This window comes from Bradyrhizobium sp. USDA 4451 (assembly GCF_054822585.1).
Genome location: NZ_JBTRCH010000001.1, coordinates 8,142,939 through 8,158,340 on the forward strand (window position 1 = coordinate 8,142,939; position 15,402 = coordinate 8,158,340).

The following is a 15,402-nucleotide window of genomic DNA, read 5'->3' on the forward strand; positions in this document are numbered from 1 at the left end:
CCAATTCTCAGCTGTACCCAATCGCCGTCTGCGATGCGGCTAAGGCCGCAGCGACACGCGCAGCTCGCAATGCCGTAAAGCCTGTCTCGATCGTGGCGAAGGCGGAGCGATGGTTTACGTTTGATCGCTAGCAAGCCAGACCGCGGCAGCATTGTTGGCGAACCGACCCGACAGAACTGCAAAGCGCCGATATTTATTCCATCGCGCTCTCCACTTCTGAGCAGCATCCCGCGACGGCTCCTGCTTAGCTCTCCGGGCGGATCGCGGATTGCGCTCGGGCCTCTGGAGGCGCTGGTTAGGCTAGCAGCTCAGGAGGCCTGGGACGGTGGTCCGCCAGGCGGGCCAGCACGTCGGCGACCACGCCTGTGGGCCGATGCCATGAGGCTGTAGATCGCAGCCGCACGCCGGCCGCCATCATCAGCCTTGAAGGTTCTTTTTTCGCCTCGTCGCACGCGCTTTGGCCGCGCATTCATCGCGGAATCCTATTTGCCAAAACTGGTAGGAGAACGCTGCTCGTGATTGGAGTATTGCCGTAATGCGAGCTCGGTGCTCGGCGCACATTCCAGCGCATGTGGACCACAACAATAATGACCTTTGATGTATCAATCCATCCTCGCTCTCTACTTCGATGTAGTTGCCTGACAATTCGTAACCTGTTCGCGATGCGAATTGAATCGCCTTGCTATGGACTTCTTCATATGAGCCTAAGCGTCGTTTCATGAGGGGACATGATGGCTCCGCCCTTCTGTCTCCGCGTGAGTCCGTCACACGGGTCGTTCTTATTGGCCGGAATCGGGCCGGTAACTGGGTGGTCCTTGAACAAAGGGGCTTCTTTGGCGGCTTGTTTGTGAACCGCGCCCAAGCTCTAAAATATGCTCTTTTCGAGAACGGTGGCCATTCCGAGCGCATCATCGAGGTCAAGCGTGAAATTGAACTGGATTTCGCACCAGCCCATGAGAGCGCTGCAGCGCCAAATGCCGCAAACAGGACTCCTTGAACAGGTGAGCCGGATATTGGCCTTTGGGCGCTCAGTCCAATTCAGCCGTACATTACGAGCTGTCGCGTGCTTAGCCGCCAGTACTGGGTTGGAGCTCAGGCACAGGTCGGAGCAGCGGCTCAACTTCCGACCCGCATGCATAGCAGGATGCCCCGCATTTTCGCCCGGTGTCACCTACAGTTCTAGCAATTGATCGAGTTGACCGAAACATGTCAGCTGGCGCGCAATGAACACAGACGATCGGCGCACGCGGAGTCTGCATGCAAGATAACTCAAACTCTCTCCTCGCCGACGGCAGTGGTCAAGAAGTTAAATCTTCACGTGCTGATACTGCTCCGGCACCGAACTCTCCTTCCTGATGGAAGCACATGATGGCTTCTCGGCTGCGATCGCCAAGCGCGCAGGCTTCAAGGGTCTTTGGGCGTCCGGTCTATTAATTGCCTGCTCTCTGGGCGATCGCGACGCCAACGAAGCATCGCGGAGCCACCTGTTGACGCAGTTGAACGCATCGTAGATTCGGGTCAACTGCCCGTGCTGGTCGATGGTGTTTCGGGAATTTCAATAACACTCGTCTGCTAGCTCGCAATCTTTGCGAGCGCGGGGCTGCGGGTATCGCACTGGATGACTGCTGCTTTCGCAAGATGAATTCATTTGTTGGCAGCCGTCTAAAGCCCGCGCGCCCTACAAGTTCGGCTGCAAGATCCAGCATCGCCACCCCTGTGACGTCTCCGAAGGGCGGCCAGTTCGTGCTGCATGCGAAGGCCCTGCATGACAATCCCTTCGAGGGACACACGCTCGGTCCCGTAATCGCCGACATGGGGAAGCTCATCGGCGTGGAGGCTCGCGGTATCCACGTCGACAAAGGATATCGCGGTAATAACTACCGCATCGGTTCAGGGTCTGAATCTCGGGTCAGCTCCGCCGCGTCACAGCTTGCATCCGTCGCGAGATGAAGCATCGCGTGGCCGTCGAGCCCGTCATCGGCCACGTCGAGCCGAGCACCGCATGGACCGATTTTCTCAAGGGACGCCTCGGCGACGGCATCCACGCTGTTCTCGCCGTTACTGGCTAGACTCCAGCCTTCTGCTGCCATGGCTCGCAGAGATCTTGCGTGTAATCATCCAGCCTTCTTCGAGCCCGTCCCGGCTCGAAACACCGCTTGAGCCGGCCGCCGCGCCAGTTCTTCACGAACGACTTGTTAGTCGCGGCAAATGGAGACGCGATCGCTACTGAACGTGCAACGATCGCTCTGCACTGAAGGACAGCTAGGCTGGCCAGCCTCTAAGCGGGTTGGCAGTTGTTTAGATGTTACTTACCGTTATTCCAGTTGTTTCCTGCATTAAGTCAAGACCACCTAAAGCCTCCCCGGCGGATCGGCCCTAGGATATCTGCGATTCTCACTATTAATTTCGAGTGATCGACCAGAGAAAGGGCTCGCCATCAAGTTTGCACCACTGGCAGGTGTAAAACGCCTTTGTCGATAACCTAACAATGACGTCAGTATTCGTGCGCAATCCAAGCTCGAACTTTAATTTGCTTATGTCCTCCTCCGCACTGTGAGCAACTGGCACGTCTATTGCTGAGGGAGGCGAAGAACCACTCAACTGCAGGCTAATCGCCCGCGGGTTTAAGCTCGATTTTTGCCGATTGATGGCGCGCGCGCTTCCTAAATGAGGCTCTGCCAAGTTCATGGTTGACCGCGCCCGCAAGGTAAAACAGTTGAAACGGCTAAGCGGCTCCAACCGGCGGACAATGTCAATCTAGGCCGTCGGCGTCGAAGAGGCGACGCTCTGGTCGGCTATCGGAAGCGCGCTGTGGGTTCGGTATAAGGCAACTCGGAGAAAACCTAGTCGCGAATGGACCACGGCTTTTCAAAACGATAAACCTATTGCGACTTTCAGCGCCGCCGCTCAAGGCGACGATTGTTCCAGCGCTGGACCAGATCATAGGGTCCGGAGTGACTCAGGCCTACACTGAGGAGCTTCTTTCGTACCTTGTTGAATTCCGCGGTCTGCAGCTCGCCACGACACGGTACGACCGTGTCAGATGGTACGAAATCACACCACCGAAGATCTGCAAGTCGCAGAGCAAATTTTCAGGGGAGTGCAAGGCCGAGATATGTCTCGCAAAAGGTACAATTCCGATGCTCAAATATCTCTGGGATCCAGCGAACGCCGTAACAACTGGCGGCCTTCTTTTTTGTCCGTCAGTCTGTTTCTTGCCCAGTCCAATCACCTTGAACTGTCAATAGCGGCAGCACTTTGAGCTGTCCTCTTTTAACGGTTGCTTCCTGCAGTGGCATAGCGCAGTGGCAAATTGCAACCCCGGGCGACTTGGCGCCGATGACATTTAAGGATGTAACAACGTACGATTTTAGTACGCATCCGGCGAAGGCCCCGGTCCGGGCCGTTTTGGCGGAAGGCTGATTGAGCTTAAGCGGCGTGAGCGACGCTTTGAGGCGGCCAATTCCAAGGCAGCAGTTCGTCAATGCGCTTGGCAGGGTGATCCGGTAGGCGCGCCAGCATGTCGGCAAGCCAAGCCTGCGGATCGATGTCATTGAGTTTTGCCGTGGCGATGAGGCTGTAGATGGCGGCCGCACGCCGATCGCCCTCATCGGAGCCGGCGAAGGTCCAATTTTTTCGTCCCACGGCGACCGCCCGGAGCTCACGCTCAGCAGCATTGTTCGTCATGCAAAGCCGTCCGTCATCAAGGAAGCGGCTAAATGCATCCCAGCGGTTGAGGCAGTAATTTATCGCTTTGGTCGTGTCGTTGTTCCTGGAGAGCTTGGCGCGCTGCTCGCGCAACCACGTCTCCAGCTCGACGATCAGGGGGCGGCTACGCTCCTGGCGCACACGCAAACGCTCCTGCGCAATAACACCGTTGATCTCGCGCTCGATGGCGAACAGAACATCGACGCGCTTGACCGCCTCGGCCGCGATCGGCGCCTTGCTGAGCCGTGCCAGATCAAAGTACTTGCGTCTACCGTGCGCCCAGCTTGCGTCAGGACAAGTCCTGGAAAAGGAGGAAGAATGTAATCTGAAACCTCTCAACGTGACCCAGAGGGCTCGACGCCCTCCCGGCAAAGGCGGAGCCCGCCAGCCGGAAGCGAGTCTTGCATGGGTGACGGCAACGTCACTCGTGAAGCGTAGACAGCGGGTACTGAAGCCCTGTGACCAGCCTCGAAATCACGGTCGTGCTGAAGCCTTCGCCGTGTTGGATCCGGGGGCAGCACTAGGAAAGCCGCTATGGCCAGGCTAATCGGTTCGGCCGGGGTCTCTGAGCAGGGCAAAGGTACGGGATGGGACACCAGGAAACCTGAGAGGTCCCGTTTGTGCCCACATGGGAAAGTCGGCACGGAGCACCGGCCACAGCAACGCTCCAGGCCCGATGACCGACTTGGCGAGCATCGGGAGCGCGCACGCGAACACGAAAACACCAAGGCATGTGGAATCCCGAGGTGAAGACATAAGCCGACGGACGCGCGCGGCGGGAAGTCGTAGCGGCTTCGTAGTACTGAGGAAGGCGGGGAACTGGGCTCACCGGGACCCGCTCGAGGGAAGGGAGGCGTCACGCGTTAAGACCCATTGACGAGAAACACGGGAGGGAACGCTGAGTCCCACGAACCTGTCCACGAAACGACAATGGATAGCCGATCTGGCGAGGAAGAATCCCAAGCGGGTGCCGACCTCGCTGCATCACCTGATCGACCGTGAATGGATGCTCGAGGCCTATCGCCTGACGCGCAAGGATGGCGCGCCCGGCATCGACGGCATGATGGCGACGGACTATGAAGCGAACCTGGAGGCCAATCTCGATGATCTCCTGGCGCGCATCAAATCCGGACGTTACATCGCGCCGCCGGTGCGACGGCACTACATCCCGAAGGCGGATGGGACCGAACGGCCACTCGGCATCCCGACATTGGAAGACAAGGTGGCACAGCGGGCGATTCTCCTGCTGCTGGAGCCAATCTACGAGACCGACTTCTTGTCGTGCTCGTATGGCTTCCGACCGGGACGATCGGCCCATGATGCCCTACACGCTCTGCGCAATGGGTTCATGGAGCAAGGGCTGCGTTGGGTGGTGGACGTCGATATCTCGAAATACTTCGACACCATCGACCACACGTACCTGCGCCGATTCCTCGATCAGCGAGTCTCGGACGGCATCGTCCGGAGGATGATTGATAAATGGCTGAAGGCGGGGGTGCTCGAAAAGGGCGTCCTGCGCCGCACGACTGGTGGAACGCCCCAAGGCGGCGTGATCTCGCCACTGCTTGCAAACATCTACCTGCATTATGTGCTGGATGAATGGTTCGAGCAGCTGGCGCGACCGCGGCTCAAGGGGCGATGCCAACTGGTCCGATACGCTGATGACGCGGTGATCGCCTTCGAGGACCATCTGTCCGGCAAGCGATTGCTGAATGTGCTGGGTAAGCGGCTCGGTCGGTACGGGCTTCAACTCCATCCGACCAAGACCCGCTTCGTAGACTTCCGGTTCAAACGCCCCGGTGGGCGTCATCCCGCGACAGCGGGGACCACATTCAACTTCCTTGGCTTCACCCATGTATGGGGTCAATCGAGGAAGGGTAAGAATGTCGTCCGACAGATAACGGCAAAAGACCGTTATGCCCGCGCGCTGGCTTCCGTGACGGAATGGTGTCGGCTCAACCTGCATCGCCCGTTCCGGGAACAGCACGCGCACTTGTCGCGGGTTATCCGGGGGCACTGCGCCTACTACGGCATCTCCGGCAACGGCCGACGGATCAGATGGTATCACCACCAGCTCACGCGGATATGGAAGATATGGCTCGCGCGGCGTGGTCGCCACAGCAATCTGCCGTGGTCACGCTTCCGGGCCATGCTCGCGCGACACCCGCTGCCGACAACCAAGATCGTCCACCAATATGCCGTCTCGTAAGCGAAGCTTACGCGTGAAGAACCGGATGCGGGTAATCCGCTCGTCCGGGTCTGTGAGGGGCGGGGATGGCAACATCCCCGCCTACTCGGCACGCGGCCTCGATGATCGGGCCGCCCTCGCGATTGGCCTCGTAGAGCCTGCCAAAGCCGGCGTAGGCGTCGGCCTGCATCAGTCCGGCATAGCCCGTCAGATGCTGCTCCGTATGCGCACCGCCACGATCGGGCGAGTAGAAGAACACGGCCGCCGGCGGATCTGGACCGGCAAACGGACGGTCGTCGCGCACATAGGTCCAGAGCCGGCCGGTCCGGTCTTGCCCTTGGCCAGGACCGGCACCGTGGTGTCATCCGCGTGGATGCGCTCGGCTGCGAAGACGTGGCTCCGGATCGCATCGACCAAAGGCATCAGGGTTGCCGCGGAGGCACCCACCCGGTCCGCGAGCGTCGATACGTCGAGGTCGATACCTTCACGCTGGTAGACGTCGCTCTGACGATGAAGCGGCAGGTGCGGGCCGTGCTTGGCAAACAGAACATGGGCCAGCAGCCTGGGCCCTGCACGCCCGCGCGCAATCGGATGCGAGGGAGCCGGCGGCTGGGTGATCGCTTCGCAGGCCAGGCAGACGAGCTTCTCGCGCACGTGCTGGATCACCTTCCACTGGCGCGGAACGAGCGTAAGCGTCGTTCTCAGGCCACGGCTTTGAGGTCGTGACGGCAATAGGCCCATGGAAGCAGCTCATCGATGTTGCTGTTTGGATGGCCGTTGACGATCCTGATGAAGGCATCGGTCAGATAGGCAAGCGGATCGACGTCATTCAGCTTACAGGTTTCGACCAAGGAGGCGATGATGGCCCAGTGCTCGGCGCCGCCGTCGGAGCCTGCAAACAGCGCATTCTTCCGGTTGAGCGTAATCGGGCGGATCGAGCGCTCGACGGCGTTGTTGTCGAGCTCGATGCGGCCATCATCGATGAAGCGCGTCAGCCCCTCCCAGCGTGAGAGCGCCTAACGGATGGCATCGGCCAGCTTGCCCTTTTGGCTGATCAACGCGAGCTTTGCGCGGAGCCACCGTTCGAAGGATTCCGCCAGCGGCCGGCTCTTCTGCTGCCAGACGAGGCGGCGCTCCTCGGCGCTGCGGCCTCGGATGTCCTTCTCGAGCGCGTAGAACTCGGCGATATGCTGAAGCGCCTCGCTTGCGATGGGCGCGGGACCGGGGCTGGCAAGTTCGTAGAAGTTACGCCGCATATGCGACCAGCAGAATGCAAGCTGAACCTCGCCACGCTCGGCAAGCTTGCCATAGCCGGCATAGCCATCGACCTGCAGAATCCCCTTGAAGCCTGCAAGATGGGCGATCGGCCGATCGGCTTTGCGATCGGGCGCATAGACATAGGCGACGCCCGGCGGATCAGCGCCGCCCCATGGCCGGTCGTCTGCCGCATAGGTCCAGAGCTGACCGGTCTTGGTGCGCCCGCGGCCGGGATCGAGCACCGGCATCGTCGTTTCATCGGCGAACAGCTTTGGCCGTTGCCTAAGCTTGCCCAGGAGTCGCTCATGCAACGGACGCAGGTGGAAGGCTGCCTGCCCCACCCAGTCCGCCAACGTCGAACGATCGAGTTCAATGCCCTGGCGGGCGTAAATCTGGGCCTGCCGGTAGAGCGGCAGGTGATCGGCATATTTGGAGACCAGGACCTGGGCGACGGTGGCCTCGGTCGGCAATCCACCCTCGATCAGCCTGGCCGGGGCCGACGCCTGCATGATGCCGTCCTCGCAAGCCCGGCAGGCGTATTTGGGGCGCCGAGTCACGAGGATCCGGAACTGCGCCGGGACCAAGTCCAGCCGCTCGCTCCGATCCTCGCCCATCCGGTGCAACTCGCCCTGGCAACAGGGACAGGTCTTGTCCTCAATGTCGACGACGATCTCGATCCGCGGCAAGTGCGCCGGCAAGGCGCCACGGTTGCCGCGGCGCTTGCGAGCCCGCGCCTCATTGCCTTCAGGTGCGCTCACGTCCTGCGCCGTCTCGCCGTACGCTGCGACCTGCTCGACGTCTTCCAGGCCCAGCAGCATCTGATCTTCAGACAGCGTTTCTGCCCGCCGGCCAAACCGATGCCGCTGCAATTCCTTGATGATCTGACGGAGCCGTTCGCTCTCGCACCGCTCGGCGAGCAGCATCGCTTTCAGCGTCTCGGGATCGTCAGGCAGGACGTCACTCACACCCAATTCAGAGCATATTCGCCGCCATCTGGCGACGCGTCTGATGCCCCTGATTCACTTCGCCGCAGCGCCGCCAACAGCTATCCGGCTTGTGTTGGCGCCGGCGTCTCCCGTGCTTCATGCACAAGCCGCCAGTCGAGCCCCTCCAACAGCGCCGACAATTGCGCCGCCGACAGACGCATCACACCGTCCTCGATCTTCGGCCAGCGGAAGATTCCATCCTCGAGCCTCTTGGCGAACAGACACAAACCCGTTCCGTCCCAGAACACCAGCTTGATCCTGTCCGCCCGCTTGGCCCTGAACACATACACAGCTCCTGAGAATGGGTCAGCCCCCATGCTCTCGCGCACCAGGGTCGCAAGCCCCTCCATTCCCTTGCGGAAGTCTACCGGCTTGGTCGCCACCATCACCCGGACCGCACCCGACGGACCGATCACCGGCTCGCCTTCAGCGCCTGGACGATCGACGCAATCATCGTTGGATCCGCACCACGACCGGCCCGGATCGTGATGCCGTCAACTTCGATCTCGATGAGCCCGGAATCCGTCTTCGCCTTGCCGCGCACCGCTTTGCGCTCACGGCCAAGAGCAGCCGTGGGCACCACGGCATCCACCACCGCCGGCACAAACTGTACTTCTTCTTCGGAATGACCGCCCGCTGCTTCTCGCAACTGACGTCGCCATCCGAACAACTGCTGCGGCGACGAACCATGCCGTCGCGCTATCGAACAGACCGAGTCGCCGCTCGCTACGATCTCCGCAACGATCCGCGCCTTGTCCTCGTCGCTCCACTTCCGCCGCCGGCCGGCTCCGGTGAAGACCTCAAGCCGCCGCACTGGCTCCGTGATAGCACTATGCACTGTGTTCATTCTAAGCCTAACGGTTCAAACAAACCGTAGACTCGCAGATCGCCCCGTCGTCCGGTAGGTGGCCGCTGAACAGCGCTTACGAACGAGCTCCAGCGTCTCGGTTACGTCCTCGCCAATCTTGCGCAATCGGCTGTCGCCGCAGCATGGGCAGGATGACGATGCTCAACCGTTCCGCCCCAGACGCGCCGCCAACCCGCGCGTAGACTGCGACCGAAATCGGCGTGCTAAATCGCCTCGTCAACGACAAACCAAAAGCAAGACAGAAAACGCTCTCGTGCTATCTGATCAAGATCGCCCGGCTCGGCGGTTATCTCGCCCGCGCCAGCGATCCGCCGCCCGGCAACACGGTCATGTGGCGCGGGCTGTCACGCCTCACCGACATCGTCTGGGCGCCATGGTCGGAGGAGAATTTGTGGGTAATTGAAAGCTCCACCGGACGGATACCGATTTTAAGAACGTCCCCCAGAGCAGTTGGGTCCAAGTTGGCGGATGGGCTGGCAAACGACGGCGCTTCCAAAAGCCTATAGCCTTTCGCCAAAGCGCCTTAATGGAAGACGTTGCTCATACAAGCTTTCGGCATCGCTCACTGGGAAAAGGAAGACGAACTGAACGAAAACGAGTAGTTAGCGATGTGACGGATACAATCAAGGCGCCAATTGGACAGGTTTAATCCATTGTCGGGTGCGGCGATTAACGACAGCACGTATTCAAAAGAACGTAAACGGACTGCAATGTTCAACCCTGTTCAAGCGCGGATCTATATCCTGTGTCCACGGATCTCCACCCAAAAGCAGATCTATAACGGAATACTTCAAGCTTCGCTCACGGGGTTCAGGCTGAGATTTCACCCCCGTCGACACGAGTCGAAATCTGAGACGGGCAATCGCAGTACGTCTCGTCCACGAGCGTCGATCGAGGGCGCGCGAAGCCTCGCTGATCGGAATGGTCGACTTGGCGCATGAGCTTCCATTTGAGGGCGGTCCGAAGAGATCAGGGCAGCCCCACGGCGCGCGGAAGCTAAACTGCGTAAAGAACGACGACTGCGCGCCCGACTTTCGCAAGCGGCTTGGGAACAGCTCCTGCCTCACACGTCCCTCGTATCGGACTCTGACGCTATTCTAAATCCGAATTGTGGCTGGGACACAATGAGTGCACTCATACTGCAATAGTCAAAACTGGTAGTTGCAAACTATCGACTGTTCGATTGTTATACAAATGCAGAGACAAAAATGTCACAATGTCACGAGGTCGCAGCCTTCCTTGAAAGCCGACTTCTGGCGACCCTCTCTTCCTTCCTTGGCGCGAGCTCTTCTGGCCACGGACAAGGTAAAAAATCCTGAAGAGGATTAGCGCATGTTAGTTCAGACAGTAACAGGTCCCGTCCCAGCTGAGAACCTCGGACGTACATTAATGCACGAGCATCTGTTCATCGCTTTTCCGGGCGCCTGGTTCGATCCGCTCGCCAAATTCTGCCGTGCAGAATTGATACAGTACGCGGTTCGCCGGCTGATACGACTGCGCGAAGAGTATAGCGTGTGCACATTTGTAGACCCATGTCCGATCGAGCTCGGCCGCGACGTCTCCCTAATGAAGGAAGTATCCGAAAAATCTGGTATGCAACTAATTTGCACCACGGGATTCTATTATGAGGAAAGGGGGCTGCCGTTCTACTGGCGACGGCGAACTGTCGAAGAGATTGCTGAGCTATACATCCGCGAGATCACCGATGGCATCGGTACGACCGGCGTGAAGGCAGGAGCTCTGAAGGTGGCGACGAGCGCGCCAGTTATCACCAATCAGGAAAAGAAGGTTCTCGCCGCTGCCTGCATCGCACACAAGGCGACGGGAGTCCCGATCATTACCCATACCACAGACGGGTGCGCTGGGCCTGACCAGCAGCATCTGTTTGCGGTCGGCGGGGTTGATGCCCATCGGTGCCTGATTGGTCATTGCTGCATCAACCCCGATCTCGCCTATCATCGCCGCATTGGAGAAGGAGGCTCTTACATCGGCTTCGATCAAATCGGAATGGAGCATGTGCAACGGGACGACGTTCGCGCGGACAACGTAGCGCAACTATTGCGCGACGGTTTTGGTTCGTTGATCATAATGAGCATGGACCGTCTCTGCGGGTATCTAGGCAAGCCGACGGCTCACCAACTAAGTCCTGGGGAGCGGGCCAAAGTCGACCAATTAAAGTCACAGGGGCTATGGCAGACGCACACCTATATGTTCACCCACTTCATCCCAATGCTGCGCGAACGCGGTGTCAGCCAAACAGACATCTTCTCAATCTTGGAAGAGAATCCTCGACGGTTCTTTACAGGAGAGGTTTTGAGAGGCAGTGGCAGGCATTCTCCAGCGAAACTTAGTCCTTAAGGAACTGGGCGATCAGAGACAACGGCGCTGGTGAAAGCCATCGGAGCCGTTTCAGCGCCAGATTTTTATGGTCGAGCGGGCAAGCTCACCGCCGGTCACAGAAGTGGTGCATGATCCTGCTTGACGCCGACAAACGAGCCCCCTTCTTCACGCGTAAGCTTCGCTCACGAGACGGCATATTGGTGGACGATCTTGGCCGTCGGCAGCGGGTGTCGCGCGAGCATGGCCCGGGAGCGTGACCACGGCAGATTGCTGTGGCGAACACGCCCCGGGAGCCATTTCTTCCATATCCGCGTGAGCTGGTTGGCCGTTGCCGGAGATGCCGTAGTAGGCGCAGTGCCCCGGATAACCCGCGACAAGTGCGCGTGCTGTTCCCAAGCGATGCAGGTTGAGCCTGCACCTTGCCCGCTTAGACGGGTAAATCCAACAGCCTGGGCGAACTCAGGACTGGATAAAACTTGTGGGTGGCAGCGACGGGAGCTGGCGCGGAGCTCTCGGCCTAGCGCAGCGCCAGCTCCCGGCGCGGTGGCAGGTGAAGGCAAAGTCGGCATCTTCCATCCGAGCCCCGAGTATCGTCGTGCGTCATTGTAATCGGTCCGCCAGCATCGGAGCGCGACGCGGGCCCGGCCCAGCGACGTGAACAGCGTCTCGTTCAACAATTCATCCCGCAGCCGGCCATTGAAGCTCTCGATAAAGGCATTCTGCATGAGCTTGCCCGGCGCAATGTTGTGCCATGCGACACGGCTCTGATCGGCCCGTGTCAGGATGGCGTTACCGGCGAACTCGCTGCCGTTGTCGCTGACCACCATCTTCGGCCTGCCGCGCTCCATCATCAGCCGGTCTAGCTCCCGCACTACGCGGATGCCGGAGCGCGAGGTGTTGGCTACCAGCGCCAGACACTCGCGGGTACAATCATCGACTATGTGAGGATACGGAAGCGGCGGCCATCGATGAACTGATCCGACACGAAGTCGAGCACCAGCGGACGTTTGGCGGCATCGCACCGTCATCGTCGCCCGGGTTCCGATCACCCCCTTGCGGCCGCCACGGCGGCGCACCGCAAGCCTCTTTTCCCGGTAGAGCCAGAGCAGCTTCTTGTGCCTGATCAGGTAGCCTTCCCGCTTGAGCAGAACATGGAGGCGCCGATAGCCGATGCGGCGGCGCTCCTGGGCGATTGAGCTGGCGGAAACGGCTTCGTCCGCCCGAGGTATCTCATGGTCATGCGGCAGCAGCCGATTGGTTTTACACGCCCGCCGTTCGCTCATTCCGAAGGCGCCTCGGAGATGGGCGACAGCTTTCCGCTTGGCTGCGGGCGTCACCATTTCTTTTCGAAGAGATCCCGCAACGCCGCATTGTCCTGCATGGAGTCGGTCAGCAATCGTTTCAGCCACGTGTTCTCGTCCTCCAGCGTTTTCAGCCGCTTGGCCTCCGATACTCCATGCATCCATTCACGATAGATCAGGTGATGCAGCGAGGTCAGCCCCCGCTTGGGATTCTTGTTCTTCGCCAGATCGGCTATCCATTGTTGTTTCGTGGATAGGTTCGTGGGACGCAGCGTTCCCTCCCGTGTTTCTCGTCAATGAGTCTTAACGGGTGGCGGCTTCCCTGCCTCGAGCGGGCCCCGTGAGCCTTTCCCCGCCTTCCTTGGCACTACGGAGCCGCTACGACTTCCCGCCGCGCGCCTTCATCGGCTTATGTCTTCACCTCGGGATTCCACATGCCTTGGTGTTTTCGTGTTCACGTGCGCGGATGCCCGCCAAGTCGGTCATCAGGCCGGAGCGTTGTTGTGGCCGGTGCTCCGTGCCGGCTTTCCATGTGGGAACAAACGGGACCTCTCAAGTTTCCGGGCATCCCGTACCTTTGCCCTGCTTAGAGGCCCGGCCGAACCGGTCAGCCTGGCCATAGCGGCTTTCCCGGTGCTGCCCCGGATCCAACACAGCGAAGGCTTCAGCACGACCATGATTTCGAGCCACAGGGCTTCGGTATCCGCTGTCTACGCTGCACGAGCGACGTTGCCGTCGCCCATGTAAAACTCGTCTCCGGCTGGCGGGCTCCGCCTTTGCCGGGAGGGCGTGGAACCCTCGGGGTCACGATGAAAGGTTTCAGATCACATTCTTCCTCCTTTCCAGCACTTGTCCTGACGCAAGCTGGTCACACAGCAGGCGCAAGTTCTACAAGCTGCATGTTGCAGGAAGTTCGAAGGGGAAGCGGCAAGCTAAGGCCGTCAGGCGGCGTGATTCCCTGGCATAAGCGCGCGTCGAGTTCGCTGCTCGGCCAACCGTTGGCGATGCGCAAGTGTTACGATGGCCAGCCGAACGGACTGACGTTGTTCATTTTCGCTGTCTGCAGCAGTGTTGCGATGGGCTCCCAGGGTTGTCCGCCACCGTCGCTGCCAGCGAAGAGGCCATTCTTTCTCGTAATTGTTTGGGGCCGGATGGCGCGTTCCACGACGTTGGAGTCGAACTCGATACGACCATAGGTCACGAAGCGTTCGAAGATGGCCCGACGCGAGACGGCATAGCGGATCGCTCGGCTAGTTTTGATTTGCCGGAGATCCGCCATCTGTTGCCAGAGATCGAAGAGATCTGCGAGGATCGCCGCGCCCTTCAGCGCTGAGATTCACTTCGTCGCAGTACTTTTACCCAACAATCTCCGGCGGCTTGACCGCCGCGGTCCGGCCCCGCTTCCAGTCCGTCCCATCGACCAGGGCCATCAACTGCGCAGCATTCAGCTGCACCGGATAATGTCCGATCCGCGGGCAGCAGAACCTCACCTTCTCAAGCCGTTTTAAATAGAGGCACACGCCAGAGCCATCCCACCATACGATCTTTATTCGGTCGGCTCCTTTGGCTCGGAACACACAAAGCGAGCCATCGAACGAATCTGAGCCAGCATCGCGTACCAGCGCACCAAGGCCATCGATACCCTCGCGGAAGTCGACCGGATGGCTAGCCGGGAACACATTCACGCCGAAGGGATCATGCCGAACGCACTGCCCGGATCACCCGCCGCGACTGCGCCTCGTCGACGTCCGCGCCGGCGCGCACGATCACCTCGCCAATGGCAATTTCGATCACCGCGCCTGCCGCAGACATCACCACATCCTCGCAACTCGAGTGCCGCGCGGGACAATGTCGCTCCGCCCGAGCATCACGGCGCCAGGCGAACAGCTGCGACGGGTGAATGCCAATCCCGCGCGCGATCGCCGAGACACTTGCGCCGGGCTCCCAGCGCCTCTGTCACAACTTGCGCGCCTTAAACTCGTCGACCAGCGTCGGCGAAGCTGCCGCGGCGCTCCCTCAAGACGGTCGGCAACCGCTTCGATCATATGGAGGGTTCTAGTTCCAGAACTAGGCGCAGACATAGAAGCTCACATCGGTTCACAAACTCAGCAGCCGATAGCCGATCGCTCAAGCTGCGCCAGACGGGGTCTTTTTCGCTTACGAAAGTGGCAACGACGGCGGTCGAGCGGATGGCAAAGCTCGGGCACGTTGAGAAATGTTCGCGGTCAAAACCCCAACGCTCACGTTGCGGCGCGCGCCAGTAAGCCTCCGCGGCGATCGTCGAAGATTTCTTACGACTCTGGCACCAGAGCTTGCTGCGGATCTCCGGCAGATCAACACTGGCCGAGACGATCCGCTATGCGGTCTCGCGCCGTGCTATCTTCGAGCGCTTCCTCAATGACGGTCGCATCGAACTCGACTCCAACATCATCGAACGCGCGATCAGGCCACAAACAACTAAGAGAAAGAAAACCAACTAAGAGAAAGAATAGTCCCTTCGCCGGTAGCGTCGGCAGCGGACAAACCTGGGCGACCATCGCAACACTGCTGCAGACGGCGAAATGGACAACGTCGATCCGTTCTCCTGGCTCGCTCTAACACTTCGGCGTATCGCCAACGCTGGCCGGAACAGCCAAATCGACGCGCTTGGGCCACGGGCAAGCCTTACTGTCTTGAAAGCGCGTCCGCGCGATCAGCACGGTAATCGCTAGGAACTATGGGACGGCCAACGTCGCGGAGGGCAGGATGGCGGGC

The 15,402-nt window shown here is 59.9% G+C and carries 9 protein-coding genes and 7 pseudogenes; 7 read left to right on the forward strand and 9 right to left on the reverse strand.

Translation table 11 applies throughout. From position 1 onward, the window contains the following. Positions 1–808 precede the first annotated feature (808 nt). The 3 genes and pseudogenes from ACVMB0_RS37880 to ACVMB0_RS37890 all read left to right on the forward strand — a co-directional run. Positions 809–997, forward strand: a complete 189-nt coding sequence (locus ACVMB0_RS37880; RefSeq protein ID WP_461349526.1) for a hypothetical protein — start codon at positions 809–811, stop codon at positions 995–997. A 358-nt stretch (positions 998–1,355) separates the two neighbouring features. After that, positions 1,356–1,662, forward strand: a pseudogene (locus ACVMB0_RS37885) (isocitrate lyase/phosphoenolpyruvate mutase family protein); the annotation flags it as partial. Further along, positions 1,629–2,116: pseudogene (locus ACVMB0_RS37890) on the forward strand (transposase family protein); the annotation flags it as partial. The pseudogenes ACVMB0_RS37885 and ACVMB0_RS37890, both read left to right, overlap by 34 nt. 1,313 nt (positions 2,117–3,429) lie before the next feature. Here the strand turns inward: ACVMB0_RS37890 and tnpC (ACVMB0_RS37895) are convergent. Continuing rightward, a pseudogene (tnpC, locus tag ACVMB0_RS37895) lies at positions 3,430–3,990 on the reverse strand (IS66 family transposase); the annotation flags it as partial. Positions 3,991–4,675: 685 nt separating this feature from the next. Here tnpC (ACVMB0_RS37895) and ltrA point away from each other — a divergent pair. After that, positions 4,676–5,917 carry a group II intron reverse transcriptase/maturase gene (gene ltrA / locus ACVMB0_RS37900; protein WP_461349527.1) on the forward strand — a complete coding sequence of 414 codons (1,242 nt, stop codon included), beginning with the start codon at positions 4,676–4,678 and terminating at the stop codon, positions 5,915–5,917. An 88-nt stretch (positions 5,918–6,005) separates the two neighbouring features. On the opposite strand, the pseudogene tnpC (ACVMB0_RS37905) reads toward ltrA, so the two are convergent. The 5 genes and pseudogenes from tnpC (ACVMB0_RS37905) to ACVMB0_RS37925 all read right to left on the reverse strand — a co-directional run. Continuing rightward, positions 6,006–6,592: pseudogene (gene tnpC / locus ACVMB0_RS37905) on the reverse strand (IS66 family transposase); the annotation flags it as partial. A gap of 5 nt (positions 6,593–6,597) precedes the next feature. Further along, positions 6,598–8,076 (reverse strand): annotated as a pseudogene (tnpC, locus tag ACVMB0_RS37910) (IS66 family transposase). Positions 8,077–8,198: 122 nt separating this feature from the next. After that, positions 8,199–8,555, reverse strand: coding sequence for an IS66 family insertion sequence element accessory protein TnpB (tnpB, locus tag ACVMB0_RS37915; protein WP_041960907.1), 357 nt, complete (start codon positions 8,553–8,555; stop codon positions 8,199–8,201). Continuing rightward, a complete protein-coding gene (tnpA, locus tag ACVMB0_RS37920; protein WP_461349528.1) occupies positions 8,552–8,953 on the reverse strand; it encodes an IS66-like element accessory protein TnpA in 402 nt (133 codons plus the stop codon). The genes tnpB (ACVMB0_RS37915) and tnpA overlap by 4 nt, the downstream gene beginning before the upstream one ends. A 105-nt stretch (positions 8,954–9,058) precedes the next feature. Further along, positions 9,059–9,148: pseudogene (locus tag ACVMB0_RS37925) on the reverse strand (IS66 family transposase zinc-finger binding domain-containing protein); the annotation flags it as partial. Between the two features lie 59 nt (positions 9,149–9,207). Here ACVMB0_RS37925 and ACVMB0_RS37930 point away from each other — a divergent pair. After that, complete coding sequence (locus tag ACVMB0_RS37930) at positions 9,208–9,513, forward strand: hypothetical protein (RefSeq protein ID WP_461349529.1); 306 nt, start codon at positions 9,208–9,210, stop codon at positions 9,511–9,513. An 826-nt stretch (positions 9,514–10,339) separates the two neighbouring features. Continuing rightward, a complete protein-coding gene (locus tag ACVMB0_RS37935; protein WP_461349530.1) occupies positions 10,340–11,365 on the forward strand; it encodes a phosphotriesterase family protein in 1,026 nt (341 codons plus the stop codon). Positions 11,366–11,867: 502 nt separating this feature from the next. Here the strand turns inward: ACVMB0_RS37935 and ACVMB0_RS37940 are convergent. The 3 genes and pseudogenes from ACVMB0_RS37940 to tnpB (ACVMB0_RS37950) form a co-directional block, all read right to left on the reverse strand. Next, positions 11,868–12,800: pseudogene (locus ACVMB0_RS37940) on the reverse strand (IS3 family transposase); the annotation flags it as partial. An 863-nt stretch (positions 12,801–13,663) separates the two neighbouring features. Beyond that, positions 13,664–13,927 carry an IS66 family transposase gene (locus ACVMB0_RS37945; RefSeq protein WP_461349531.1) on the reverse strand — a complete coding sequence of 88 codons (264 nt, stop codon included), beginning with the start codon at positions 13,925–13,927 and terminating at the stop codon, positions 13,664–13,666. Between the two features lie 76 nt (positions 13,928–14,003). After that, positions 14,004–14,333 carry an IS66 family insertion sequence element accessory protein TnpB gene (gene tnpB / locus ACVMB0_RS37950; RefSeq protein WP_461349532.1) on the reverse strand — a complete coding sequence of 110 codons (330 nt, stop codon included), beginning with the start codon at positions 14,331–14,333 and terminating at the stop codon, positions 14,004–14,006. A gap of 591 nt (positions 14,334–14,924) precedes the next feature. Between tnpB (ACVMB0_RS37950) and ACVMB0_RS37955 the strand changes: the two genes are divergently transcribed. Continuing rightward, entirely contained in the window at positions 14,925–15,128 is a 204-nt protein-coding gene (locus tag ACVMB0_RS37955; protein WP_461349787.1) for an IS66 family transposase, read from the forward strand. Positions 15,129–15,402: the final 274 nt, after the last annotated feature.